22 protein-coding genes are annotated in these 24,593 nt (G+C 70.3%); 12 read left to right on the top strand and 10 right to left on the bottom strand.

Translation table 11 applies throughout. The features are described from left to right. Nucleotides 1-2: 2 nt before the first annotated feature. Entirely contained in the window at nucleotides 3-3,818 is a 3,816-nt protein-coding gene (gene scy, locus ABZ845_RS05250) for a polarized growth protein Scy (RefSeq protein WP_360973682.1), read from the bottom strand. 233 nt (nucleotides 3,819-4,051) lie between these two features. Next, a complete protein-coding gene (mce, locus tag ABZ845_RS05245) occupies nucleotides 4,052-4,492 on the bottom strand; it encodes a methylmalonyl-CoA epimerase (protein ID WP_360973156.1) in 441 nt (146 codons plus the stop codon). Between the two features lie 147 nt (nucleotides 4,493-4,639). Between mce and ABZ845_RS05240 the strand changes: the two genes are divergently transcribed. Then, on the top strand, nucleotides 4,640-5,842 hold the full coding sequence (locus tag ABZ845_RS05240) for an acetyl-CoA C-acetyltransferase (RefSeq protein ID WP_360973154.1): 1,203 nt from the start codon (nucleotides 4,640-4,642) through the stop codon (nucleotides 5,840-5,842). A 41-nt stretch (nucleotides 5,843-5,883) separates the two neighbouring features. Beyond that, a complete protein-coding gene (gene meaB, locus ABZ845_RS05235; protein WP_360973152.1) occupies nucleotides 5,884-6,840 on the top strand; it encodes a methylmalonyl Co-A mutase-associated GTPase MeaB in 957 nt (318 codons plus the stop codon). A 483-nt stretch (nucleotides 6,841-7,323) separates the two neighbouring features. On the opposite strand, the gene ABZ845_RS05230 is transcribed toward meaB, so the two are convergent. From ABZ845_RS05230 to ABZ845_RS05215, 4 genes are all read right to left on the bottom strand, one after another. After that, nucleotides 7,324-7,800: a MarR family transcriptional regulator gene (locus ABZ845_RS05230; RefSeq protein ID WP_360973150.1), complete on the bottom strand. Its 477-nt coding sequence runs from the start codon at nucleotides 7,798-7,800 to the stop codon at nucleotides 7,324-7,326. A 92-nt stretch (nucleotides 7,801-7,892) separates the two neighbouring features. Further along, on the bottom strand, nucleotides 7,893-8,687 hold the full coding sequence (locus tag ABZ845_RS05225) for an AIM24 family protein (protein WP_360973148.1): 795 nt from the start codon (nucleotides 8,685-8,687) through the stop codon (nucleotides 7,893-7,895). Beyond that, nucleotides 8,684-9,334 carry an AIM24 family protein gene (locus ABZ845_RS05220; protein ID WP_360973146.1) on the bottom strand — a complete coding sequence of 217 codons (651 nt, stop codon included), beginning with the start codon at nucleotides 9,332-9,334 and terminating at the stop codon, nucleotides 8,684-8,686. Before ABZ845_RS05220 ends, ABZ845_RS05225 begins: the two co-directional genes overlap by 4 nt. A gap of 1 nt (nucleotide 9,335) precedes the next feature. Further along, entirely contained in the window at nucleotides 9,336-9,968 is a 633-nt protein-coding gene (locus ABZ845_RS05215; protein WP_360973680.1) for an AIM24 family protein, read from the bottom strand. Nucleotides 9,969-10,238: 270 nt separating this feature from the next. On the opposite strand from ABZ845_RS05215, the gene ABZ845_RS05210 reads away from it, so the two are divergent. From ABZ845_RS05210 to ABZ845_RS05185, 6 genes are all read left to right on the top strand, one after another. Then, nucleotides 10,239-10,583 carry a DUF3817 domain-containing protein gene (locus ABZ845_RS05210; RefSeq protein ID WP_360973144.1) on the top strand — a complete coding sequence of 115 codons (345 nt, stop codon included), beginning with the start codon at nucleotides 10,239-10,241 and terminating at the stop codon, nucleotides 10,581-10,583. Then, nucleotides 10,580-10,873, top strand: a complete 294-nt coding sequence (locus ABZ845_RS05205) for an MTH1187 family thiamine-binding protein (RefSeq protein WP_360973142.1) — start codon at nucleotides 10,580-10,582, stop codon at nucleotides 10,871-10,873. The genes ABZ845_RS05210 and ABZ845_RS05205 overlap by 4 nt, the downstream gene beginning before the upstream one ends. 200 nt (nucleotides 10,874-11,073) lie before the next feature. Then, nucleotides 11,074-11,583, top strand: coding sequence for a MarR family transcriptional regulator (locus ABZ845_RS05200; RefSeq protein WP_360973140.1), 510 nt, complete (start codon nucleotides 11,074-11,076; stop codon nucleotides 11,581-11,583). Nucleotides 11,584-11,648: 65 nt separating this feature from the next. After that, the gene (locus ABZ845_RS05195; protein WP_360973138.1) at nucleotides 11,649-11,987 is read left to right on the top strand and encodes a DUF3817 domain-containing protein; all 339 of its coding nucleotides are present in this window, start codon (nucleotides 11,649-11,651) and stop codon (nucleotides 11,985-11,987) included. Nucleotides 11,988-12,062: 75 nt separating this feature from the next. Then, nucleotides 12,063-13,763, top strand: a complete 1,701-nt coding sequence (locus ABZ845_RS05190) for a methylmalonyl-CoA mutase family protein (protein ID WP_360973136.1) — start codon at nucleotides 12,063-12,065, stop codon at nucleotides 13,761-13,763. Nucleotides 13,764-13,820: 57 nt separating this feature from the next. After that, nucleotides 13,821-14,321: a DUF6086 family protein gene (locus ABZ845_RS05185; protein WP_360973134.1), complete on the top strand. Its 501-nt coding sequence runs from the start codon at nucleotides 13,821-13,823 to the stop codon at nucleotides 14,319-14,321. Here the strand turns inward: ABZ845_RS05185 and ABZ845_RS05180 are convergent. After that, nucleotides 14,318-14,944: a TetR/AcrR family transcriptional regulator gene (locus tag ABZ845_RS05180; protein ID WP_360973132.1), complete on the bottom strand. Its 627-nt coding sequence runs from the start codon at nucleotides 14,942-14,944 to the stop codon at nucleotides 14,318-14,320. The two genes, ABZ845_RS05185 and ABZ845_RS05180, sit on opposite strands and share 4 nt — an antisense overlap. A gap of 267 nt (nucleotides 14,945-15,211) precedes the next feature. Between ABZ845_RS05180 and ABZ845_RS05175 the strand changes: the two genes are divergently transcribed. The 4 genes from ABZ845_RS05175 to ABZ845_RS05160 all read left to right on the top strand — a co-directional run bounded on the left by ABZ845_RS05175 (nucleotide 15,212) and on the right by ABZ845_RS05160 (nucleotide 19,435). Next, entirely contained in the window at nucleotides 15,212-16,186 is a 975-nt protein-coding gene (locus ABZ845_RS05175; RefSeq protein WP_360973130.1) for a tetratricopeptide repeat protein, read from the top strand. A gap of 621 nt (nucleotides 16,187-16,807) precedes the next feature. Further along, nucleotides 16,808-17,455 carry a DUF6230 family protein gene (locus tag ABZ845_RS05170; RefSeq protein ID WP_360973128.1) on the top strand — a complete coding sequence of 216 codons (648 nt, stop codon included), beginning with the start codon at nucleotides 16,808-16,810 and terminating at the stop codon, nucleotides 17,453-17,455. 116 nt (nucleotides 17,456-17,571) lie between these two features. Continuing rightward, entirely contained in the window at nucleotides 17,572-18,117 is a 546-nt protein-coding gene (locus tag ABZ845_RS05165) for a DUF6114 domain-containing protein (protein ID WP_360973126.1), read from the top strand. Next, nucleotides 18,107-19,435 (top strand): hypothetical protein, encoded by a 1,329-nt coding sequence (locus tag ABZ845_RS05160; protein WP_360973124.1) that lies wholly within the window; start codon nucleotides 18,107-18,109, stop codon nucleotides 19,433-19,435. Before ABZ845_RS05165 ends, ABZ845_RS05160 begins: the two co-directional genes overlap by 11 nt. Nucleotides 19,436-19,534: 99 nt before the next feature. Here ABZ845_RS05160 and pyk read toward each other — a convergent pair whose 3' ends face one another. The 3 genes from pyk to pta form a co-directional block, all read right to left on the bottom strand. Continuing rightward, nucleotides 19,535-20,965, bottom strand: a complete 1,431-nt coding sequence (pyk, locus tag ABZ845_RS05155) for a pyruvate kinase (RefSeq protein ID WP_360973122.1) — start codon at nucleotides 20,963-20,965, stop codon at nucleotides 19,535-19,537. Between the two features lie 145 nt (nucleotides 20,966-21,110). Beyond that, on the bottom strand, nucleotides 21,111-22,319 hold the full coding sequence (locus tag ABZ845_RS05150; RefSeq protein ID WP_360973120.1) for an acetate kinase: 1,209 nt from the start codon (nucleotides 22,317-22,319) through the stop codon (nucleotides 21,111-21,113). Continuing rightward, a complete protein-coding gene (gene pta / locus ABZ845_RS05145; protein ID WP_360973118.1) occupies nucleotides 22,316-24,466 on the bottom strand; it encodes a phosphate acetyltransferase in 2,151 nt (716 codons plus the stop codon). The genes ABZ845_RS05150 and pta overlap by 4 nt, the downstream gene beginning before the upstream one ends. Between the last annotated feature and the right edge of the window lie 127 nt (nucleotides 24,467-24,593).

Raw genomic sequence — 24,593 nt, 5'->3', positions numbered from 1 at the left:
GGCTACCCTTCTGACGTCTTGCCACCCGAACGGGGCGCCCCCACGGTGGCGCCCGCCTTGACGCCGCCGTCCTTGCCTCCCGACGGGGTCTCGAAGGACTCCAACGCCTCCAGGACGTCCTGGACACGGGAGATCTCCGCGTTGATGTCCTCGCGGCGGCGCACCAGGATCTCCAGTTCCCGCTTGCCCTCCTCGACGGCCTTGCGGGCCTCGCCGATGGCCTCGGCCTTGATCTTCTCGGCCTCGGAGACCAGGGTGGCCTTCTTCTGCTCGGCCTCCTTCAGCAGCCCCTCGGCCTTCTTCACCGCGGCGATGCGGACCTTGCCCGCCTCGGAGCTGGCCTCGGAGACGATCTCCTTCGCCTGCGCCTTGGCCTTCACGAGCTGTTCCTCCGCCGCCTTGATCAGCGCGTCGCACCGCTCGCCCGCCGTCCTCATCGCCTCGGCCGACTCGCTGCGCGCCCGCTCGTGCAGCTCCTCGATCTCCCGCGTCATACGGTCGCGCAGCTCCTCGGCCCGCTCCCGGATCGCGGTCGCGTCCCGGCGCGCGCCCACGAGCAGCTCATCGGCGTCCTTGCGGGACCGCTCCACCAGCGAGTTGCCCTCGACGGTGCCCTCGGCGACCAGCCGCTCGGCCTCGGCGCGGGCGGCGCCCACCATCGTGTCGGCCTGCGCCTCGGCGTCGGCCGTCGTCTTGTGCGCGCTCTGCTGCGCCTCCGCGATCAGCTTGTCGGCCTCGGCGGCGGTCTCCGTGATGAGCGTGTCGACCTGCTCGGCCGCCTCCGAGCGCCGCTTGTTGGCGTCCTGTCGGGCCTCGTCCAGCGTGCGCTCGGACTCTTCGCGGGCGGCGGTGAGCATCCGCTCCGCCTCCGCCTCGGCCTCGCTCTTGATCCGCTCCGACTCGGAGCGGATCCGCTCGGCCTGCTGCCGCGCGGAACCGACCGTCTCGGCGGCCTCGGCCCGCAGCCGCTCGGACTCCGCGGCGGTCTCGGACCGCAGCCGCTCCATCTCGGCCGCGGTCTCCGTGGTGAGACGCTCGGCCTCCGACCGCGCCTCGCCGATGAGGGTGTCCGCCTGCGTGGCCGCGTCCGACCGCATGCGGTTGGCGTCCTCGCGGGCGTCCGCACGGGTGCGCGAGGCATCCTGCTCGGCGGTGGCGATGGTGTCGGAGGCCTCCGTCCGCACACGCTGGGCGTGCTCGGCGACCTCCGAGCGGATCCGCTCGGCCTCGGCGATGGCCTCCGTGACCGTCCGCTCCCCGAGGGACTTCGCGGCCTGCGCCTCCTCGGTGGCCTCCCGCCGCATCCGGCCCGCGTCCTCGGACGCCCGCTCGCGTTCGGCGTAGGCGTCGGCGCGGACCCGGTCGGCCTCCTCCTGCGCCTCGGTCCGCGTACGCTCCGCCGCGTGCTCGGCGGCCGAGCGCAGCCCGGTGATCTCCTCCTGCGCCTGCTCGTGCAGCCCGGACACCGAGTCCCGTACCTGCTGAGCGTGCAGCTCGGCGGCCGACACCATCTCGGTGGAGCGCCGGTCGGCCTCCTCGACCAGCCGTACCGCCTCGGTCTGGGCCTCCTCGACCCGGGCGCGCGCCACGGCGAGCAGTTCCTCGCTCTGCTCACCGGCCCGCTCGCGCTCCTGATCGGCCTCATGGCGCGCGGAACCGAGGAGTTCCTCGGCCTCGCGGCGGCGCCGGGTGGCCTCCTCCTGCGCTGCGGCGAGCGTCTCCGTGGCCTCGGCGCCCAGCCGCTCGGCAGCCGACTGCGCCTCGGCACGCACCCGGTCGGCGGTGTCCTGGGCCTCCGTCTTGAGCCGTTCGGCCTCGGTGGCCGCGTCCGTGCGCAGACGTACGGCGACGGCCTCGCCCTCCGCGCGGGACGCCGACGCGTCGGAGGCGGCCTCCGTGCGCAGCCGCTCCGCCTCGGCCTCGGCCTGCGACTGGAGCGTACGGATACGCTCGGCGGCCTCCGAACGCAGCCGGTCGCTCTCCTCGACGGCCTCGCGGCGCATCCGCTCGGCCTGCGCACGGGCGTCGTCCAGGGCCTGCTCCGCGGAGGCGAGCCGCTGCTCGGCCTCGCTCTGCAGACGGACCAGCTCCTCGGCGGCCTCCGCCCGGCGGGCGTCGACGGCACGCTCGGTGTCCTCACGCAGGGCCCGCGCGGCCTGCTCGGCCTCCTCCTTGAGCGCCTCGGACCGCTCGATGGACTCGTCGCGGTGCCGCTCGGCCTCCTTACGGGTGCGCTCCAGGGTCTCCTCGGCCTGCCGGCGCAGCGTCGAGGCGCGCTCGATGGCTTCGGTGCGCACCTTCTCGCTGTCCGCGGTGGCCGCCGAGCGCATCTCGTCCGCGTCGGCCTTCGCCCTGGCGAGCAGCTCCTCGGCGGTCCTCGCGCCCTCCTCGATCTGCTGGACGGCCTCCTTGCGCGCCTCGGCCCGGATCCTCTCGCCCTCGGCGACGGCCTCGGCGCGCAGGCCCTCGGCCTCCCCGCGCAGCCGGCGGGCCTCCTCCTGGAGCTCGACCGTCTTGGCCCGGTACTCCTTGGTGTCGTCCTTCGCCGCGCCCTTGAGCTGCGCGGCGATGTCGTGCGCCTCGCCGCGCAGCCGGTCCGCCTCCGCCTCGGCCTCCCGGCGGATGCGCTCGGCCTCCTCGGAGGCGGCCCTGGTGGTCGCCTTGGCGTCCTCCTCCGCCTTGGTCAGGACCTCCTCGGCCGTACGGGCCGTCTTGGCGAGCTGGGAGGCGGTCTCCTCGGCCGTGAGCGAGCGGGCCTTCTCGGAGGCCTCCGCGAGGATCTTCTCGGCCTCGCCCTTGGCGTCCGCGAGTGTCTGCTCGGCCTCGGCCTTGGTGGTCTCGGCCTCCTTGGTGGCCTCACCGACCAGGCGGGCGACCTGCTCCTTGGCGGTACGCGTGCGCTGCTCGTTGGTCGACTCGGCGGAGCTGAGCGCCTTGGCGGCGGCCTCCTTCGCCTCGGCCACGACCTTGTCGGCCTCGGCGCGCGCCTCGCGCAGCGCCGACTCCGCCTCGGTCATCCGCTGCTCGGCGGCCCGGCTCAGCTCGGCCGACTGCCGGCGGGCGGCGTCCGATTCGTCCGCGGAGCTGGAGCGCAGCTGCTCGGCGTGGTCGGTGGCCTCCTGGGCCTGGTTGGACGCGGCGTTCAGCAGCCGCTCGGCGTCCGTGCGGGCCCGGCGCAGGATCTGGTCGGCCTCCGCGCGGGCGGACTCGGAGTCGTCCTGGAGCCGCTGCCGGGCCTCCGCGGTGATCCGCTCGGCCTCCGCGCGGGCGGCGGCGAGCGACTGCTCGGCCTCCGCGCGGGACTCGTCCACCAGACGGCGGGCCTGGGACTCCGAGCGGGCGCGCAGCTGCTCGGCCCAAGCCACGTTCTCGTTGACGTGCGACTCGACGGTCTGGCGGCGCTCGGCCAGCTCCTGGTCCAGCTGCTGGCGGCGGGTGACCGCCTCGGCGTGCAGCTCCGCCTGGAGCCGCGCGGCCTGCTCCGCGTGCTCCTGGAGGATGCGCTGGGTCTGGGCGCGCGCCTGGCTCAGCTCGCGCTCGGCGTCCGCCCGCAGCTGGTCCGCCTGCACCTGCGCGGTGCGAAGCATCTGCTCGGCCTGATAGCCGATGTCGGCCCCGTCATAGGCGGGACGGGTCATCAGGGTGCGGCGCGCCTCATGCAGCTTGGCGCGCAGCACCTCGACCTGGTAGCCGAGGTCCTCGGCGTGCTGGATCGCCTTTTCCCGCTCGGTCTTCAGCCGCTCCATCTCGGCCTCGAACCGAGAGAGGTGGTCGACGTCAGCCGCCGGCTCTCGCTCCTGGCGTTCGTAGCCCCGCACTCCGCGGTCCCATCCGTCCCCTGGTCGCAAGCTTCTCCAAACGAGCACCGTCCATCCGCCCGGACGGGGCCCCCGGGGAATGGTGTCAGATCAACGGCGGAGCATGGGTTGCTGCCCCGACGCTCGTCCCCCGAAACCCGGACCCCGGACGTGGATCCCGCGTTCAGGCGGGACCCGGTCGCCCTGCCGGAGCGGCGACCGCTCCCAACCCTACCGGCCCTTATGTACGGGAGTCAGTGCTCAGGTGACTCAACCGCCGCGGATGTGACCAGTTCCGTGAGGACACCGTGGCAGTCCTTGGGGTGCAGGAAGGTGATGCGCGACCCCATGGAGCCGATGCGCGGCTCCTCGTACAGGACGCGTACGCCCTTGTCCTTGATCGCGGCGGCGTCCCCGTCGACGTCCGCCGTGCCGAAGGCGATGTGGTGCACGCCCTCGCCGTTCTTGGCGAGCCACTTCGCCACCGTGGAGTCCTCTCGGGTGGGTTCGAGCAGCTGGAGGTAGGAGGCGCCTCCGTCGTCCGTGTTGTTGATCTTCAACATGGCCTCGCGGACGCCTTGCTCCTCGTTTACCTCGGTGTGGAATACGGAGAAGCCGTAGGTCGAGGTGTAGAACTCGACGGACTTCTCGAGGTCGAAGCAGGCGATCCCGATGTGGTCGATTCGCGTCAGCATGTTGTTAGTGGAGCGCTCCTGCGGTGGTTACGCAACGTGCGCGCGATCACACCGACGGCTTGATGACGGGGCCCTCTACCGCTCAGTACATTCGAGTAAACCCTCGTTCACTCCTCGGCTGTGCAGGCCGGAAGGGGATCGCAGCTCATGTCTGGAACGAACAGCTCGACTTCCGTCATCGTTGCGGGTGCGCGCACCCCGATGGGACGGCTGCTCGGCTCGCTGAAGTCCTTCTCCGGAGCCGACCTCGGCGGCTTCGCGATCAAGGCCGCCCTCGACCGTGCGGGGATCGGCGGCGACCAGGTGCAGTACGTGATCATGGGTCAGGTGCTGCAGGCCGGCGCGGGACAGATCCCGGCGCGTCAGGCCGCGGTCAAGGCGGGCATTCCGATGAACGTCCCGGCCCTGACCATCAACAAGGTGTGCCTCTCCGGTCTCGACGCCATCGCGCTCGCCGACCAGCTCATCCGCGCGGGTGAGTTCGACGTGATCGTCGCGGGCGGCCAGGAGTCCATGACCAACGCCCCCCACCTGCTCCCGAAGTCCCGTGAGGGCTTCAAGTACGGCGCGGTCCAGATGCTCGACGCGATGGCGTACGACGGTCTGACCGACTCCTTCGAGGGCATCGCCATGGGCGAGTCGACCGAGAAGCACAACACCCGCCTCGGCCTCCGCCGCGCCGAGCAGGACGAGATCGCCGCGCTGTCCCACCAGCGCGCCGCCGCCGCCCAGAAGAACGGCCTGTTCGAGGCCGAGATCACCCCGGTGGAGGTGCCGCAGCGCAAGGGCGAGCCGGTCCTCTTCAGCAAGGACGAGGGCATCCGCGGCGAGACGACCGCCGAGTCGCTCGGCAAGCTGCGCCCGGCCTTCAGCAAGGACGGCACGATCACGGCCGGTTCCTCCTCGCAGATCTCCGACGGCGCGGCGGCCGTGGTCGTGATGAGCAAGGCCAAGGCGCAGGAGCTGGGCCTTGAGTGGATCGCGGAGATCGGCGCCCACGGCAACGTGGCGGGCCCGGACAACTCGCTCCAGTCGCAGCCCTCGAACGCGATCCTGCACGCCCTGAAGAAGGAGGGCCTGGAGGTCTCGGACCTCGACCTGATCGAGATCAACGAGGCCTTCGCCGCGGTCGCGGTGCAGTCAATGAAGGACCTTGGGATTTCCACCGAAAAGGTGAATGTCAACGGTGGTGCCATTGCCCTCGGCCACCCGATCGGGATGTCCGGCGCCAGGCTGGTGCTCCACCTGGCCCTGGAGCTGAAGCGGCGGGGCGGAGGGGTCGGCGCGGCTGCCCTGTGCGGCGGTGGCGGCCAGGGTGACGCGCTGATCGTCCGCGTGCCCAGGGCCTGAGTGGCCTTCCCGTACGCCGTCCCCACCTGAACGGAGCTGTGATGCAGGACGTCTCCTCGCTGGTCGCCCAGGCCAGGGAAGGCCGGCCCCGGGCCGTGGCCCGGCTGATCTCGCTGGTCGAGGGGGCGTCCCCGCAGCTCAGGGAGGTCATGGCGACACTGGCCCCGCTCACTGGCGGGGCGTATGTGGTGGGCCTCACGGGGTCCCCGGGCGTGGGCAAGTCCACGTCGACCTCGGCGCTCGTGACGGCGTACCGCAAGCAGGGCAAGCGGGTCGGCGTCCTGGCCGTCGACCCGTCCTCGCCGTTCTCGGGCGGGGCGCTGCTCGGTGACCGCGTCCGGATGTCGGACCACGCCTCGGACCCCGGTGTGTACATCCGTTCGATGGCCACGCGTGGGCATCTGGGCGGTCTCGCCTGGGCCGCTCCGCAGGCGATCCGGGTGCTGGACGCGGCGGGCTGTGACGTGATCCTGGTGGAGACCGTCGGTGTCGGCCAGTCGGAGGTCGAGATCGCCTCCCAGGCCGACACCTCGGTGGTGCTGCTGGCCCCGGGGATGGGCGACGGCATCCAGGCCGCGAAGGCGGGCATCCTGGAGATCGGCGACCTCTACGTGGTCAACAAGGCCGACCGCGACGGCGCGGACGCGACCGCCCGCGAGCTGAACCACATGCTCGGCCTCGGCGAATCGCGCGCCCCCGGCGACTGGCGGCCGCCGATCGTGAAGACGGTCGCGGCACGCGGCGAGGGCGTCGACGAGGTGGTCGAGGCGCTGGAGAAGCACCGGGCGTGGATGGAGGAGCGGGGCGTGCTGGCGCAGCGCCGGCAGGCGCGCGCCGCCCACGAGGTGGAGACCATCGCGGTGACGGCCCTGCGTGAACGTATCGGCGACCTTCACGGCGACAGCCGTCTCGGCGCGCTCGCCGAACGGATCGTGGCCGGGGAACTGGACCCGTACCGCGCGGCGGACGAACTGGTCGCGGAACTCACCAACACCTGACGGTTCCCTGCGGGAGCGTGGACGGATTCCGCGCAGTTCCCCGCGCCCCTTGTCGGGTGGGCTCCTGAGCGTTGTTCCCTGCGGGTGCGTGGTGGGTTTTCGCGCAGTTCCCCGCGCCCCTTGTCGGGTGGGCTCCTGAGCGTTGTTCCCTGCGGGTGCGTGGTGGGCTTTTGCGCAGTTCCCCGCGCACCTGGTCGGTGCGCGTCCGTGCGGGGTGGCCTGCGGGTGCGTGGTGGGGTTTACGTTCATGCGTTGGAGCCGTGTGTCGGCAGGGTGCCGCGCCCCGACAGGGGCGCGGGGAACTGCGCGACAAGCCACGAGCCACCGGCAGCCGACAACGCACCGCAGGTAGCCCGACAGGGGCGCGGGGAACTGCGCAAAACCCCACCGCGCACCCGCAGGGAACGACGCTCAGGAGCCCGCCCGTCAGGGGCGCGGGGAACTGCGCGAATGGCTACGACGTGCCCCACCCCGCGCGGAGCGCTACGGCTTGCCCCGCTGGCTTCTGAGGTGCTCCGCGATCGGGAGCAGCGACTTGTCCAGGCGCTCCAGGTCGTCGGGGGAGAGCAGATCGATGAAGTGGCGCCGCACGGACGCGACGTGGTACGGCGCGACCTTCTTCATCGTCTCCAGGCCGTGGTCCGTGAGGACCGCGTACAGGCCCCGGCGGTCGGACTCGCAGTTCTCGCGGCGTACCAGGTCCGCGTTCTCCATACGGGTGATCTGGTGCGAGAGCCGGCTCTTGGACTGAAGGGTCGCGGCCGCCAGGTCGCTCATGCGCATGCGCATGCCCTCCGACTCCGAGAGGTTCACCAGGATCTCGTAATCGTTCATTGTCAGGCCGAACGGCTGCAGATCCTTTTCGAGCTGGTACGTCAACAGCCTGTTGACCTCCAGGTGGGTGCGCCAGGCGCACTGCTCCGCATCGGTCAGCCAGCGCGTGGCCGTCTCGGTCTCCATGAATGAAGTCTACCTAAAAGGTTGAAAGGCGTACTAGTGAGGGTGGTGTGACTGTGCGCACGCGTTCGATGTCACACTCCGCAGACTACCGCTCACAACCCGAAGCGACGCTGGAGGTCCCCCAGCTGTCCGGGAAGGCGCGGTGCCCCCGGCTGCGCCCCCTGGGAACCGGACACTCCGCCGCCCGGCACCCCGGGCTCCTGTGGAACCGCTCCCGTGGACTGCTCGGCCATCAGCGTCTCCGAGGACTGGAGCAGGACCGTACCCGCCCCGACGAACTCGAACTGGTGCTCCTCCCCGGAGGCCCCGCCCAGGCCCGTCATCGCACGTAGACCGCCCCATACGCCCGTCAGGTACCCATGGTCGTAGTGATGACACGGGGAGGGGCAGTCGGCCCAGCCGACCAGGGCCTGAGGGTCCACCCGGATCGGCGGCTCCATGAACACCACCGGACCGTTGGACGCGGCCACGAACTTCCCGGTTCCGATCAGTGTCAGAAAGCCGGGGATGATCGACTGCTTCAGGGACAGAGTTGGCTGAAAAGCGAGCAGGTTGCCGGAGCGAATGGTCAGATTGCCGTCGTCCAGGTCAAAGGAATTGACATCGAAGGCCCGGTCGGCGAGCAGCATCTTGCCCGAGCCCTCCGCCACCACCCAGTCGCTCGCGTGCAGTGGCGAATGGAACGACGTACGCACGATCCGGTCGAGCCGCCCGTGCCCGACGCCGTTGAACTCCATCGAGCCGTAGTAGGCGATCATCTTGCCCTTCTGCAGGAACCACTGGCTCCCCTTGAGCTCCACGCAGAAGGTGTACTTGTTCACGTTGTCGTCGGCCGGCAGGGTCATCGGGTCGTGGACGACGGGGCCGGTCCCCGGGTACGCGGTCACAGCTTCTCCTCCGAGGCCTGGACGTACACCGCTCCGCTGCCGCTCAGCTCCAGCTGGAACGCCTCGCCGGAGCCGCGGCCCACCATCTCGCGCCAGCCGAGCGCGGCGGAGAGCTTGTTGCGCACGTCGCCGTGGTGGGCGACATACGCCTGGGGATCGACATGGACCGGGCGCTGCGGGGTGATCGGCACCTCGAAGACACCGCCGTGCGCCATCACGGCGACCGCGCCACGCCCCGTGAGGGTGGTCGTGAACAGGCCCTGCCCCGTCACCTGCCCGCGCACCAGGCCCATGACGCCGCCCTGTGAGCCCATGAACATCGTGCCCTGCCGCAGGGTCCCCTCGAAGGCGAGCAGCCGGTCCGCCTCCACGTAGAGGGTGTCGCCCGTGAGGTCGATCACCTGGATGTGGTGGCCGCCGTGCCCGAACAGCACCGTGCCGCTGCCCTCGACCGTCATCAGCGGCGCAGCCTCGTTCGCCACGCGGCGCCCGATCATCGACATGACCCCGCCCTGGCCGCCCTGGATGTTGGGGGTGAAGGACACGTCGCCCTTGTAGGCGAGCATCGCGCCCCGCTGGCTGAACAGCCGCTGCCCCGGCACGACCGTCGCCTCGATCATCTTCGAGTTCACTTCGCGGAAGCCCATGTCACACATCCCCCGCGATCGTGTTGCGCTCGCTGGGCTGGACGTACACCAGACCGTCCCCCTCGAAGCGGATCTGGAACGCCTCGCCGCCGCCCTCGCCGAGGAAGGTGCGGAACGTCACACCCGACTGGAAGGACTGCCGCAGGTTCCCCTGGTGCGCGATGTACGCCCCCGGGTCGACGGTCAGCGGGTACTGCGCGCTGACCCGGAGCACCACCGCCGGGCCGTCCGACATGATCGCCGCCTGTCCGCGGCCCTCCACGGTCGTGGTGAACAGGCCGTTGCCCTGTGAGGCGCCGCGCAGACCGGTGAACGTGGTGCCCGTGCGCAGCCCGGCGTCCGTCGCGAGCAGGTTGCTCGACTCGACGTACAGCTTGTCCCCCTGGAGTTCGACGAGGTTGATCTCGGAGGCCCGGTCCGCGAACCAGCAGGTCCCGTGCCCCTTCACCTCCATCACGGTCATCTGCTCGCCGGTGAGCCGCCGGGTCACCATTCCCCGGAGCCCCTCACCGCCGCCGCTCAGCTTCTTGAAGGTCATCTGCCCGTCGTACGCGACCATGGAGCCGTTCTTCGCCTTCACGGCGTCCCCGGTCATGTCGACGGCCAGCACCTTGCTGCCTTGGAGTCGGAACATCGCCACGGGGCGAAGGTACGGCAGGGCGGGCGAAGCGGACAGGGCCGTGAGGTGGATGCACACCCTGAGGAAACCCTGGGAGAGCGGGCCACCGGCAGCACCCGTGCCCGGGGGCCGGTCGAATCGCCGACACCCCGCACCCCCGTTCCGGGACCGCCCTGCCCCGGATGCCACAATGGGCGGGCGCTTGTGCGCGCGTTCACAAAGCGGCGGCCTCTTCCGGCCGCTTCCGACCGCCTCCTCAGCGAATCTCCCCACCGAAGGTGACCCGTGGACATAAAGACCGCCACAGCCCTCCGCCGGCTCCGTCTGGTCTCGGCCCCCGAGGCCGTCTCCTTCCTGCTCCTGCTCCTGTGCTCGGTGCTGAAGCGCACGACCGACTTCAACGCGGTGCCCGTCATGGGCTCCATCCACGGGATCCTCTTCATCCTGTACGTGATCTTCTGGGCGGACGCCTGGAACCGCACCAAGTGGCCCCTGCGGACCGCCGCCCTCTACTTCGTGCTCTCCGTGCTGCCGACCGGCGGTTTCTTCGCCGAGCGCAAGCTGCGCCGCGAGGCCGAGGACGCCGTCATCGCCGCCCGCGCCCGCAAGGAAGGGATCGTGAACGCGTGATCGTCGCCTTCTCCGTCACGCCGCTGGGCGTCGGCGAGGACGTGGGGGAGTACGTCGCCGACGCGGTACGGGTGGTACGGGAATCGGGCCTGCCGAACCGCACCGACGCCATGTTCACCTCCATCGAGGGCGAGTGGGACGAGGTGATGGACGTCGTGAAGCGTGCCGTCGCCACCGTGGAGGAACGGGCGCCGCGGGTGTCACTCGTTCTCAAGGCCGACATCCGCCCCGGGGTGACCGACGGACTGACCTCCAAGGTGGAGACGGTCGAGCGCCATCTCGCCGGCTGAGCGGGTCCGGCAAAGCCGGATGCGGCTTCGTGGCGCCCTGAAGGGGCGCGGGGCCTTGCCGGTGTGCGGCTCCGCCGGGCGGGCGCGAGCAGCCACGGCGGACCGGCGGACGATGAACCGCGCTTGTGTCCGTACCGGTCGCACGGACCGAAACCTGAGACAGGGCTGACCACCATATGACCGGCCGGTAAGGTCGACCCGTGCCGAAGCCGCTCAGCCTGTCGTTCGACCCCATCGCGCGTGCCGACGAAACCTGGACGCAGCGATGGGGAGCCGTGCCCTCCATGGCCGCCATCACCTCGATCATGAGGGCGCACCAGATCCTGCTGGCCGAGGTCGACGCGGTCGTCAAACCGTACGAGCTGACCTTCGCGCGGTACGAGGCACTCGTTCTGCTCACCTTCTCCAAGGCGGGCGAACTGCCCATGTCCAAGATCGGGGAGCGTCTGATGGTGCACCCCACGTCGGTCACCAACACCGTCGACCGTCTCGTGAGGTCCGGTCTGGTCGCCAAGCGGCCCAACCCCAACGACGGCCGCGGCACCCTCGCCTCCATCACCGACAAGGGCCGCCGGGTCTGCGAGGCGGCCACCCGGGACCTGATGGCGATGGACTTCGGGCTCGGCGCCTACGACGCGGACGAGTGCGCCGAGATCTTCGCCATGCTGCGCCCGCTGCGGATCGCCGCGGGCGACTTCGAGGGCGGCTGACACGCCGCCGCGAGCCGCCGGGGGTGCCCGAAGATCGCCCGAATCCGGCGGTTACGCTCGGACCCATGAAAAAGAGCGTGCTGACCCGCTACCGCGTGATGGCCTACGTCACCGGCGTGCTGCTGGTCCTGCTGACCCTCGGCGTGATCGCCAAGTATGTGCTGGACATGAACGGCGCCGCGGACTTCACCCGCGTCGTCGGCATCGCGCACGGCTGGCTGTATGTGATCTACCTGGTCTGCGCCTTCGACCTCGGCTCCAAGGCGAAGTGGCCGGTCGGCAAGCAGCTGTGGGTCCTGCTGGCGGGGACCATCCCGACCGCCGCCTTCTTCGTGGAGCGCAAGGTCAGCCGCGAGCTGGAGGCACGCGTCGAGGGCGCCGCCCCGGTGGCCGCCGAAGCGTAGGTTTTACCGCCGTACGGCACCCGTACGGCGGTTGCCCATCGACATTTACTTGGACGTCCTAGTAAATTCGGGGGTATGGATGCTGACGCCATCGAGGAGGGCCGCCGGCGCTGGCAGGCCCGTTTTGACGCCGCACGCAAGCGTGAGGCCGACTTCACCACGCTCTCCGGCGACCCCGTGGAGCCCGTCTACGGCCCCAGGCCGGGAGACACGTACGAGGGATTCGACCGGATCGGCTGGCCGGGCGAGTACCCCTTCACCCGCGGTCTGTACCCGACCGGCTACCGGGGGCGGACCTGGACCATCCGGCAGTTCGCCGGGTTCGGCAACGCCGAGCAGACCAACGAGCGCTACAAGATGATCCTGGACGCCGGGGGCGGCGGCCTGAGCGTCGCGTTCGACATGCCGACGCTCATGGGCCGCGACTCCGACGATCCGCGCTCCCTGGGCGAGGTCGGGCACTGCGGCGTGGCGATCGACTCGGCCGCGGACATGGAGGTCCTGTTCAAGGACATCCCGCTCGGCGATGTGACCACCTCGATGACGATCAGCGGCCCGGCCGTCCCGGTCTTCTGCATGTACCTGGTCGCCGCGGAGCGGCAGGGTGTCGACACGGCCGTGCTGAACGGCACGCTGCAGACCGACATCTTCAAGGAGTACATCGCCCAGAAGGAGTGGCTCTTCCAGCCGGAGCCCCATCTGCGTCTGATCGGCGACCTGATGGAGTACTGCGCGGCCGGGATCCCCGCGTACAAGCCGCTGTCCGTGTCCGGCTACCACATCCGCGAGGCGGGCGCGACGGCCGCGCAGGAGCTGGCGTACACGCTGGCGGACGGCTTCGGATACGTCGAACTGGGCCTGAGCCGCGGGCTCGACGTGGATGTCTTCGCCCCCGGCCTGTCCTTCTTCTTCGACGCGCACCTCGACTTCTTCGAGGAGATCGCCAAGTTCCGTGCGGCGCGCCGCATCTGGGCGCGCTGGCTGCGCGACGTGTACGGGGCGAAGAGCGACAAGGCCCAGTGGCTGCGCTTCCACACGCAGACCGCGGGTGTCTCGCTGACCGCGCAGCAGCCGTACAACAACGTGGTGCGCACGGCGGTGGAGGCGCTGTCGGCGGTGCTCGGCGGGACCAACTCGCTGCACACGAACGCGCTGGACGAGACGCTGGCGCTGCCGAGCGAGCAGGCGGCCGAGATCGCGCTGCGCACCCAGCAGGTGCTGATGGAGGAGACCGGCGTCGCCAACGTCGCGGACCCGCTGGGCGGTTCGTGGTACGTCGAGCAGCTGACGGACCGGATCGAGGCGGACGCCGAGCGGATCTTCGAGCAGATAAGGGAGCGGGGCCTGCGGGCGCACCCGGACGGGCGGCACCCGATCGGCCCGATGACCTCCGGCATCCTGCGCGGCATCGAGGACGGCTGGTTCACGGGCGAGATCGCCGAGTCCGCCTTCCGCTATCAGCAGGCGCTGGAGAAGGGCGACAAGAGGGTCGTCGGCGTCAACGTGAACACCGGCTCGGTCACCGGGGATCTGGAGATCCTGCGGGTGAGCCACGAGGTGGAGCGGGAGCAGGTCCGGGCGCTCGCGGCGCGCAAGGCGGCGCGGGACGAGGCGGCGGTGCGCACGGCACTCGACGGGATGCTGGCCGCGGCCCGCGACGGCTCCAACATGATCGGGCCCATGCTGGCCGCGGTACGCGCCGAGGCGACGCTCGGTGAGATCTGCGGGGTGCTGCGGGGCGAGTGGGGCGTGTACACCGAGCCCGCCGGGTTCTGACGTACGCGTGATGACATGCCGTTCACCGGCCCTCAGGGCCGGTGAACGGCACTGCTCGTGGCCAGGGTGTCCTGCGCCGCGGCCGCACGACTGGGGCACGGCATGCACGGGGGCGTGGTGGGATACGAGTTCACGGTTCGCGGGGACGACGACGAGTGGGTGTGGGCGCCGAGCCTGCGGACGGGCCATGTGTTCATGGGGGCCGCCACAGCGCTCGCCAGGGTCCTGGACGTCCCGTGCGGGCTCGCGGAAGGGGCGGTCAACTGGGTCAAGGTCGACCCCGTCCCGTATGCCGCGTTCGTCGAGACCGCCTTGGAGGTGCGGGACAGAGCCTCCACCGGCGAGCTGAGCTTTCTGCTGGACGGTGTCGTCCCGCTCATGATCATGCTGGCCGACAACGTGGGCGTCCGGCTCGACGCCGACACCGAGGAAAAGCGTGCCTACGTGGAGTGGGGTCCGCAACCTGCCGTTCGGGGAGCGAGGGCGTCGCAGGACATGACGCACCCGGGCCCCGGTCGCCCCGACCGTGCTGATGCCTCGGCCGGACGCACGCCCTAAAGAGACCCCGCCGCTCCCGCCAGGCCCAGCAGCAGGACCCGGGTGAAGCTGCGCACCCACTCCTCGTCCGCCGGGTGGGCGCTGACGAGGGTGCGGTGGACGACCGCTCCGGCCACCATGTCGAAGATCAGGTCCGTGATGCGGGCGGATCCCTCGGGGTCCGTCTCCGGGGGGAGTTCGCCGCGTGCCGTCGCCCGCGCCCGGCCCTCCAGCACCAGGCGCTTCTGGCGCTCCACGATGGACGCGCGGATGCGTTCGCGCAGGGCGTCGTCCCGCGTCGCCTCGGCCACCACCGCCATGAGCCCGCTCTTGGCCTCCGGGCGGGCCAGGATCGCCGCGAACTGGAGCACCACGCCCTCGATGTCGGCGGCCAGCGTGCCCCGGTCCGGCAGTTCGAGTTCGTCGAAGAGCTCGGCCACCGCGTCCACCACGAGCTCGTTCTTGCCCGCCCAGCGGCGGTAGAGGGTCGTCTTCGCGACCCCCGCCCGTGTCGCGACGTCCCCGAGGGTGAGCTTCGACCAGCCGAGCTCCACCAGCGCCTGACGTGTCGCCTCCAGGATCGCGGCGTCGGCGGCGGCGCTGCGGGGGCGGCCCGTACGGGCGGCGGGGGTGCTGCTCTGCATGTCTGGGACCATATCCGGCCGTGTCTGCGGCCATTTCTGGACGTCATGTGAAGTGGTGAGGGAGATCACCGGCGTACTGGCGACGGAGACCTCCCGGGACAGTTACGCTACGACTCGTAGCGAAAGCGTAGGTGTGCGACACGGTCTCACACCGTCTTGAGCGATGACCACGTGCGCCGAGTGGGGACCCGGCGCGGACCAGGGCCGGCCCGACCGGCTCTCACGGTGCTTTTCACGGCGGCCTTGCGGAAGGGGGAGGATGTACTCATGCAGCCACGGAACATGTCCATGAGCGGAGTCGTCGACCTCGCCGCGGTGAAGGCGGCCCAGGAGGCCAAGGCGAAGGCGGAGCAGGCGCGCGCCGAAGCGGCCCGTCAGGGCGGGGGAGGGGCGGTCTCCCCGGCCGACCTCGTCATCGACGCAGACGAGGCGACCTTCGAGCGCGACGTACTGCAGCGGTCCACCGAGGTGCCGGTCGTCATCGACTTCTGGGCCGAGTGGTGCCAGCCCTGCAAGCAGCTGAGCCCCGTCCTCGAGCGGCTGGCGGCCGAATACAACGGCCGCTTCGTGCTCGCCAAGATCGACGTCGACGCCAACCAGATGCTGATGCAGCAGTTCGGCGTCCAGGGGATCCCGGCCGTCTTCGCCGTCGTCGCCGGGCAGGCGCTGCCGCTCTTCCAGGGAGCCGCGCCCGAGCAGCAGATCCGCGAGACTCTCGACCAGCTCGTCCAGGTGGCCGAGCAGCGCTTCGGCCTGACCGGCCTGGCCGTCGACCCCGACGCGGAGCCGGGCGGCGCCCAGGCGGCCCCGCAGGCCCCCGCAGGCCCCCATGACGCACTGCTGGAGGCGGCCGTGCACGCCCTTGACGCGGGCGACATGGGCGGCGCGATCCAGGCGTACAAGAACGTGCTCGTCGAGGACCCGGGCAACATGGAGGCGAAGCTGGGTCTCGCGCAGGCCGAGTTGCTCCAGCGGGTGGGCGGCATGGACCCGCAGCAGGTGCGCAAGGACGCCGCGGAGAAGCCGGACGACGTGGCGGCGCAGATCGCCGCGGCGGACCTGGATCTGGTGGGCGGGCACGTGGAGGACGCGTTCGGGCGGCTGGTCGACGCCGTGCGTCGCACGGTGGGTGACGACAAGGACGCGGTGCGGCTGCGGCTGCTCGAACTCTTCGAGGTCGTCGGCGCCGAGGACCCGCGCGTGACGGCGGCCCGCCGGGCGCTCGCCAGGGCGCTTTTCTGACCTGTCGTTAAACGCTCGGCGATGTGATGCCCGAGTGAAAGATTCGCCTGCAGAGGCGCACAGCGGTCGCGCTTTACCAAATCTTGGTAATCGCGGCCGCTGTTACTTGGAGTAAGTCGAGGCCGGTGGTCTGTCGGTTTCTGTCCCAAGATAAACCGTTTCGCGATCACCCTTTGCGCCACGAAGAGTTGCCGGTCGATACCCGGCGGTCGTGCTTCGGTTATCCGGCCGTTACTAGCGAGTAACGAACCCCCTTGTGTCGGCGGCGAGAATGCACCACGATCGGCCACGCTCGGTCCATCGCCGTACCCGGCAGCCATCTGGGTCAATGGCACCTCGTGGGTCCCCACCGAGCAGGAGCCGGCGGCAGTGGCGCCGGTTCCTGGACAGGGGGGTCTTCGCCTCGGCGGAGCCTGTCCGGCAGGTTGTGCGTGATGTGTGTCAGGCGCGACCAGTGGTTGTCGCTCGGGGGTGATCGCCGGTAGTTCGGGCGCGGTTCGTGCCTCCGAGCGCAGGCGCTCTCCTTCCCGAGGACGTAGCACTTCTCCCATCCCTGCCCAGCAAAGCCGCCGGATGGTGGCGAGTTCGGGCCAGGAGATGTACGTCCGAGAAGGAGGAAATATGGAGTCCCAGGTGCGTGGCGGGACCAGATGGAAGCGGTTCGCTGTGGTCATGGTGCCCAGCGTCGCCGCTACGGCCGCGATAGGTGTCGCCCTCGCGCAGGGCGCTCTCGCTGCTTCGTTCAGCGTTTCGGGCCAGCAGTTCAAGGTGACGGCCGACCAGCTCCACGGTGACGGCTTCGAGCAGTACGGGGCGATCGACCCGGGCTACACGCTCGACGGCCAGAAGACGGTTCACCCCGTCGCGGTCTCGGCGTTCACCGACGCTCAGATCACCAACATGTGCCAGTCCGTGGTCACCCCGAACGTGCCGTTCCTCGGCTCGGTCACCCTCCGTCTGGAGGCCGGTGGCGCGGGGCACGAGAAGGTCCAGGCCCACAACCTCTACATCGACGTCGATGACCTGAACGCCGACGCGACGTTCCACAACATCGACATCGGTGTGGCCGCCAAGGACGCCAGCAAGGGTCCGGGCATGAAGGGCGGCGGCGAGCAGGCCAACCCCTACGGCTTCGCCCAGCAGGCGGAGTCGGCGGACCTGAGCAACGTGCAGCAGACGGCGTGGGCGACCACCGCCGGCACGTTCAAGCTCAGCGGTCTGCACATGTCGCTGCACAAGGGCGACGGCAAGGGAATCGAGTGCTACTGAGCGCTCGGTAATGGGCGGGGGTGGCTTCGGCGCCCCCGCCCGTTCCATCACCGCCGCGTCTTCACGCGCGGCACACATCACCACCACAGCAACGCCGCACCAGGGAGCTGTTTTCCATGAGCGCCGAGACTCTTGCCGCCGAACCCGGCCAGTTCACCCGCCGACGGCTGCAGTTCCGCGCCTGGCGGGGCACGCGTCCGTTCTGGGCCGGTCTGCTTGTCCTGCTCAGCGGTGTGCCGATCTTGTACTTCCCCTATGCGCACCTTCAGATCGGGCACCTGACTCTGGCGATGGGCAGCACCGGAGGGTCCGGCTCCCTGATCATCGGGGTGCTGCTCATAGTGCTGGGCATCAGCCTGTGGTTCCAGAAGCATGTGAAGGTCTTCGCGGGTGTCGCGGCGGTCCTGCTGGCGCTGGTCTCCATCCCGGTTTCCAACCTCGGCGGCTTCGGCTTCGGGTTCCTGCCCGCGCTGATCGGCGGCTGCCTGGCTGTCTCCTGGGCGCCCGGCGTGCCTCCCGAGCAGCAGCTCGGCAAGGACCCCGAGCCGGAGGCGGGAGCGCCGGAAGGCATGGCCGCGAACGGTGTCGGGGCGGGCGAGCCGAACGAACTGTCAGAAACGAGCCCGGCCAACGGGGCGAACGGGAGGCACAGTGCCGGCTGACGAGGTGACGCACGGGACGGACGTGGACGCGTCCCGTGCGAGAACCGGGCCGCGTCACGCGGCCCCGAGGAAGCCGCTGTTCACCAGGTTCCACATGCCCGCCGGCAAGGCCATGGCCCTGGCGGCGATGCCCACCGCGGTGTTCCTCGGCATGGGGGTCAACTCCACGCTGGCGCGCGCCGACGACCATCCGACGTCCAAGAGCCTGACGGCCGACGAGTACCAGAAGTGCGTGGAGGCGCTCGACGGCTCCAAGGACGCGTCCTCGTCCCCGTCGCCGTCCGCCACGCCGAGCGCGTCCTCGTCGTCCGGCACGCCGGCTCCGGCGGCCTCGCCGTCCGGGAGCGCGACGAAGGACAAGGCGCCGGCCGCCAATACGGACACGGGCACGAAGACGGGCGCTACGCCGGACAAGACCTCGTCGTCGGATTCAGGTTCCGATGGCAAGGCCACGTCCACCCCGTCCCCGTCGGCGTCCTCGGCCGGCACCTCCACGCCGTCGTCCTCGTCGTCCTCCAAGGGCGGCCTCCTGGGCGACATCGGGAACGCGATCACCGGTGTCCTCACCGGCGGCTCCCAGGGGTCCGGCTCGTCCGCGAGCTCCACCCCCACGCCGTCCGCATCGGCGTCCGCGACGAAGGACACGGCGAGCGACGCGGCCAAGGATCCGTCCTCCACCGTCACGGACACGGCCAAGAACGTCACCGACACGGTCAAGAAGACCGTGAAGGACACGGCGACGAAGGCGGCCTCGGAGGCGGCCAAGACCGCGGACAACGCCGTGAAGTCGGCCGAGTCCGCGACGCCGAGCCCCTCCGCGAGTTCCACCGCGGACGCCGCGGGATGTCCCACGGCCACAGACGACCAGGGCGGGGTGGAGAACGCGGTCGCCCTGCCCGACTCCCCGTGGCATCTGGAGGCCAGCTCGCTGACGCTCAAGGGCGCGGACTACCAGGGCGTCGTGAAGGTGCGCACCGCCAACGGCACCATCAAGAGGGTCCTGAAGTACGTGATCTCCGACGGCACCGACATCGGCGATCTGCACCAGCTCGTGGACGGCCAGAAGGGCGAGATCTATCACGTCCAGGCCGGAAAGGGCACGACGTCGACCATCCGTGACGGCAAGACGGTGATGTACACGGAGAGCATCTCCGGCAACCTGTTCGGCCTGATCCCGATGACGTTCGACCCGGACAACCCGCCGCCGCTGAACATCCCGCTGATCTACTTCACCAAGGTGAAGGTCACCCAGGCCGGCCAGTTCGGCGGCACGCTTCACGTGCCCGGCATGCACCAGTACGTCACCGGCGCGAGCTGACAAACCCCCAGACCCGTCCGGGAGCCGCACAACGAGCTGTGGCCCGGTCCCGCGCAGGCGGGGCCGGGCCACAGCTCTGTGAACTGCCGACGGCGTGCGTCAGTTGCGCTTGCCCTCGCCCAGGTGGTGGACCCGGACCATGTTCGTGGTGCCGGGGACGCCGGGCGGGGAGCCGGCGGTGATGACCACGATGTCGCCGTCGTTGAACCGCTTGAGCCTCACCAGGTGCTGGTCGACCAGTTCGACCATTTCGTCGGTGCTCTTCACGAACGGCACGACATGCGGCTCCACGCCCCAGCTCAGCGACAGCTGATTGCGGGTGGACTCGTCGGTCGTGAACGCGAGGATCGGCTGGGCCGCGCGATAACGGGACAGCCGGCGGGCGGTGTCGCCGGACTGGGTGAAGGCGACCAGGCCCTTGCCGCCGAGGAAGTCGGCGATCTCCGCCGCCGCGCGGGCCACCGAACCGCCCTGCGTACGCGGCTTCTTGCCCGGCACGAGCGGCTGCAGGCCCTTGGACAGCAGCTCCTCCTCGGCCGCCGCGACGATCTTCGACATCGTCCTGACCGTCTCGACCGGGTACGCGCCCACGCTCGACTCGGCCGACAGCATGACCGCGTCGGCGCCGTCCAGGATGGCGTTGGCGACGTCGGAGGCCTCCGCGCGCGTGGGACGGGAGTTGGTGATCATCGACTCCATCATCTGGGTCGCCACGATCACCGGCTTGGCGTTGCGGCGGCACAGCTCGATGAGGCGCTTCTGCACCATCGGGACCTTCTCGAGCGGGTATTCGACGGCCAGGTCGCCACGGGCGACCATGACGCCGTCGAACGCCATCACGACGTCCTCCATGTTCGCCACCGCCTGCGGCTTCTCCACCTTGGCGATGACCGGGACCCGGCGGCCCTCCTCGTCCATGACGCGGTGCACGTCCTTGACGTCGTTCGCGTCCCGCACGAAGGACAGGGCCACCACGTCGCAGCCCATGCGCAGCGCGAACCGCAGGTCGTCGATGTCCTTCTCGGACAGCGCCGGGACGTTCACCGCCGCGCCGGGCAGGTTGATGCCCTTGTGGTCGGAGATGACACCGCCCTCGATGACGATCGTGCGGACCTCGGGGCCCTCGACCTCCAGGACCTTCAGCTCGACGTTGCCGTCGTTGATGAGGATCTGGTCGCCCTTGGCGACGTCACCGGGCAGGCCCTTGTACGTCGTACCGCAGATGTGCTTGTCGCCCGGCACGTCCTCGGCGGTGATGGTGAACTCGTCACCGCGCACCAGCTCGACGGGACCCTCCGCGAAGGTCTCCAGACGGATCTTCGGGCCCTGGAGGTCGGCGAGGACACCGATGGCCCTGCCCGTCTCGGCGGACGCGGCACGGACGCGGTCGTAGCGTCCCTGGTGCTCTTCGTGCGAGCCATGGCTGAAGTTGAAGCGGGCCACATTCATGCCGGCTTCGATCAGCGCGACGAGCATGTCGTGGGAGTCGACCGCGGGGCCGAGAGTACAGACGATTTTCGAACGGCGCATGGGGCGATCCTATCGGTTTGTTTCGGCGCGGAATATTCCGTCTGGCGGAAAATACAAATGGGCGGGTTGCCGCTCAGGCGAGAGCCGGTCGAATTGGTCGAATTGTTCGGACAACGCGTTCGGTCGTCGTGTTCGGTCGTCGTGTTCAGTCGTCCTTTCCGACCAGTTCGTAGGTCTGCGTCGCGATCTCCAGTTCCTCCTGAGTGGGCACCACGGCGACCGCCACCCGCGCGTGGGCGGGCGAGATCAGCCGCGGACCGTCGCCGCGGGCGACGTTCAGGGCGCCGTCCACCGCCAGTCCGAGCCCCTCCAGGCCCGCCACGGCAGCCTCGCGCACCGTCGCCGCGTTCTCACCCACCCCCGCCGTGAAGGCGACCGCGTCCACCCTGCCGAGTACCGCGTAGTACGCGCCGATGTACTTCTTCAGCCGGTGGATGTAGATGTCGAAGGCGAGTCGCGCCTCCTTGTCGCCCTCGCCGATCCGGCGGTCGATTTCCCGCATGTCGTTGTCGCCGCACAGCCCGAACAGACCGCTCCTCTTGTTGAGAAGAGTGTCGATCTCATCCATGGACATGCCGCCAACGCGCCGCAAATGGAAGATGACGGCGGGATCCAGGTCGCCGGAACGCGTTCCCATCACCAGGCCCTCCAGCGGGGTGAACCCCATGGAGGTGTCCACGCACCGGCCGCCCCTGACCGCCGACGCGGACGCGCCGTTGCCCAGATGCAGCACGATGACGTTGGTGTCCTCCACGTCCTTGCCCAGGAGCCTCGCGGTCGCCCGGGACACGAACGCGTGCGAGGTGCCGTGGAACCCGTAGCGCCGGATCCGGTGGCGGTCCGCGATCTTCGTGTCGATCGCGTAGCGCGCCGCGGACTCCGGCATCGTCGTGTGGAACGCCGTGTCGAACACGGCCACCTGCGGCAGGTCGGGACGCAGCGCCATGGCGGTGCGGATGCCGGTGAGGTTGGCGGGGTTGTGCAGCGGTGCGACGGGGATCAGGCGCTCGATCTCGGTGAGCACGTCGTCGTCGATCACGGTGGGCTCGGTGAAGAACATGCCGCCGTGCACCACCCGGTGGCCGATGGCAGCGAGCTCGGGCGAGTCGAGCCCTAGACCGTCCTTGGCCAGCTCCTCGGCGACCGCCTTGAGCGCCGCCTGGTGGTCGGCGACCGGACCGCTGTGCTCACGGGTGGCGCCCGTGGCGATCACCGTGTGCTTCAGCAGTGAGGTCTGCTCCCCGATGCGCTCTATCAGGCCCGCCGCCAGCCTGGTGTGCTCCCGCATGTCCAGCAGCTGGTACTTCACCGACGAGGAGCCGGAGTTGAGGACGAGGACACGGGTCGGGCTCACTGGTCGGCTGCCTTCTCTGCGGGCTTGTCACAGGGCTTGTCCGAGATATGGTCCGCGGGATCGTCCGCGGTGCTCTCCACGGGGCTCTGTGCCTGGATGGCCGTGATGGCGACGGTCGTGACGATGTCGGGGACCAGAGCGCCCCGGGACAGGTCGTTGACGGGCTTGCGCAGCCCCTGCAGCACCGGGCCGACGGCGAGGGCGCCGGCCGACCGCTGCACGGCCTTGTAGGTGTTGTTGCCCGTGTTGAGGTCCGGGAAGATCAGTACCGAGGCCTGCCCGGCGACCTCGGAGCCCGGGAGCTTGGTCGCGGCGACGCTGGGCTCCACGGCGGCGTCGTACTGGATCGGGCCCTCGATCCGCAGCTCGCCGTCCCGCAGCCGCACCAGCTCGGTGGCCTCGCGCACCTTGTCGACGTCGGCGCCGAAGCCGGACGTGCCGGTGGAGTACGACAGCATCGCGACGCGCGGCTCCACCCCGAACTGCCGGGCGGTGGCGGCCGACTGGAGGGCGACGTCCGCGAGCTGCTCTGCGTCGGGGTCGGGGTTCACGGCGCAGTCGCCGTAGACGAGCACCTTGTCGGACAGGCACATGAAGAAGACGGAGCTGACGATCTTCGCCTCGGGCCTGGTCTTGATGATCTCGAAGGCGGGCCGGATGGTGGCGGCCGTGGAGTGCACGGAGCCGGACACCATGCCGTCCGCGAGCCCCTCCTCGACCATGAGCGTCCCGAAGTAGTTCACGTCCGCGACGACATCGTGCGCCAGCTCCAGCGTGACGCCCTTGTGGGCGCGCAGCCGGGCGTACTTCTCGGCGAAGGTGTCGCGCAGCGGGGAGGCGGCCGGGTCGATCAGCTGGGCGTCGCCGAGGTCGATGCCCAGATCGGCCGCCTTCTTGCGGATCCGGTCCACGGGTCCGAGCAGGGTGAGGTCGCAGACACCCCGGCGCAGCAGCACCTCGGCCGCGTGCAGCACACGATCCTCGGTGCCCTCGGGGAGCACCACCCGGCGCTTGTGAGCCCGGGCCCGTTCCAGCAGCGTGTGCTCGAACATCATCGGCGTGACCCGGCCGCTGCTCGGCGCGGACACCTGCCCCAGCAGGCCCGCCGTGTCCACGTACCGCTCGAAGAGCCCGATGGCGCGCTCCGCCTTGCGCGGGGTGGCCGCGTTGAGCTTGCCCTCCAGGGCGAAGAGCCGGGCGGCGGTGGGGAAGCTGTTCTCGGACACCGAGAGCACAGGGGTGCCCGGGGCGAGGCGCTCGGCCAGGGCGAGGATGCCCTCGCCGGGCACCTCGTCCAGGGTGAGCAGAAGACCGGCTATCGGCGGGTCGCCCGCGCTGTGCGCGGCGAGCGAGCCGATGACGAGATCCGCGCGGTCGCCCGGGGTCACCACCAGGCATCCCGGGGTCAGGGCGCTCAGGAGGTTCGGCAGCATGGCGCCGCCGAAGACGAAGTCCAGGGCGTCCCGCGCGAGCCCCGCTTCATCGCCGAGGACGACCCTCGCGCCGAGTGTGTGCGCGATCTGCGCGACCGTCGGGGCCGACAGGGCGGGCTCGTCGGGCAGGACGTAGCACGGCACCGGCAGACGGGACCCGAGCCGCTCCGCGATCTCGTCCCGGTGCTCGCGGGCCACCCGGTTGGCGACCATGGCGAGCACGTCGCAGCCCAGCCCGTCGTACGCGCGGTAGGCGTTGCGCACCTCGGCGCGCACCGTGTCGGCGGTCTGCTCCCGGCCGCCCACCACCGCGATCACGGACGCCCCGAACTCGTTGGCGAGCCGGGCGTTGAGGGACAGTTCGTCGGGGAGCTGGGTGTCGGCGAAGTCGGAGCCGAGGACGAGGACGACCTCGTAGTCGCGGGCCACCGCGTGGAACCGCTCGACGAGCGTGGACACCAGTTCGTCCGTGCCGCGTTCCGCCTGGAGCGCGGACGCCTCGTGGTAGTCCATGCCGAAGACGGTCGCCGGGTCCTGGGACAGCCTGTACCGGGCGCGCAGCAGTTCGTAGAGGCGGTCGGGGTCGTCGTGGACGAGCGGGCGGAACACGCCCACCCGGTCGACCTGCCGGGTCAGCAGTTCCATCACTCCCAGCTCGACCACCTGGCGGCCGTCGCCGCGGTCGATCCCGGTCACGTACACGCTGCGCGTCACGTGTGCTCTCCGTTTCTTCTCTCGGGTTCTTCTCTCGGGTTCTTCTTGCGGGCGGGCACGGCGCGGGGCGGGGGACCCTGGGGGGCGGCCAGCGCAAATCCACCCAGATGGGTGGGCTGGGCCATCT

This window comes from Streptomyces sp. NPDC047022 (assembly GCF_040644155.1).
Taxonomy (GTDB): Bacteria; Actinomycetota; Actinomycetes; order Streptomycetales; family Streptomycetaceae; genus Streptomyces.
This window is presented reverse-complemented; position numbering and strand designations above follow the sequence as displayed.